The organism is Oleiphilus sp. HI0066 (genome assembly GCF_001635725.1).
Map to the genome: position 1 here is coordinate 1 of NZ_LWFH01001553.1, position 1110 is coordinate 1110.

1 protein-coding gene is annotated in these 1110 nt (G+C 41.2%); it reads right to left on the minus strand.

Going from position 1 to position 1110, the window contains the following annotated elements; all coding sequences use genetic code 11:
* Positions 1-313: 313 nt before the first annotated feature.
* Positions 314-1110: inorganic phosphate transporter (locus A3738_RS24045; RefSeq protein ID WP_197474005.1), on the minus strand; the 797-nt coding region annotated here is incomplete at its 5' end.

The window sequence follows — 1110 nt, forward strand, 5'->3', positions numbered from 1 at the left end:
TCCATGTCTGACCGCTGTTTTTAAACTTGTACGTTCGTTCAAGACTTACTTGTGAACGGCTTTTTAAGGTTGAACGTTTTGGGCGAAATAAAACGTCTTTAAAACCAAGTTTGATGTCATTCTCAATACGCATTATGAAACTAGACTCACTATTAAATACTGGATTTCCACGGCTAAGGGTAGCAGTGCTCGCGGATTATAGAGAGGTAAATCACAAATTGGGAGAGTAATTTACCTATTTTACACTGCTTAAAATTTAGTCAATTTGACCGTAAACGCAAGAACTCTATATATATCAACCACTTGGTCAACTTTAAACAACAATCCATGGTCTAATCAAGAAGAAAATAGATGCTGCAAGTGCTGCAGAACATGGCACAGTCACAATCCAAGCCGTCACAATTTTCTTAATTGCTGAACGTTTTACGAGCTGCTCTTTGTAAACACTCTTCAAACGCTTACGGTCTTTTTTGTTGATACCAAGCTTTTCCTTCTTCGCTTTTGCTTCTTTAATCAAATCTTCCATTTCTTTTAGATCTGCATTCTGGAAGTCTTCCAAAAACTTCTCTAAACGCTGGCGTTCTTTTCCTTCATGCTGCTCAGCAATCTTGTGCAATTTCACAGCAGAGTTGAAGCGCAAGTACTCACGCAAGAAACCAACACCAAATACACCACCTACCGCAATGTGCGTTGAACTCACCGGCAAACCTAGTTGCGATGCAATAATTACAGTGATCGATGCAGCGAGAGCTACACAGAACGCACGCGACTTATCGATGTCAGTAATTTCAGTGCCAACCGTACGAATTAGTTTAGGGCCAAACAAAAGCAAGCCTAGAGCAATACCAATAGCGCCCACAATCATGACCCAAAGAGGAATAGCTGCCTTGGCAGAAACACCGTGGTTTTGAATCGCATCAGCAATCGCAGCGAGCGGACCAACCGCATTCGCTACATCATTTGCACCATGTGCGAAGCTCAATAGTGCTGCAGCAAAGATAAGAGGAATCGTAAATAAGTTGTTCACTCCATCGCGGTTATTCTTATTTTTCTTAGACGCTTTATCGACTGCTTTACGACTTAAGAAATACACAAAAATAGCGATGACTG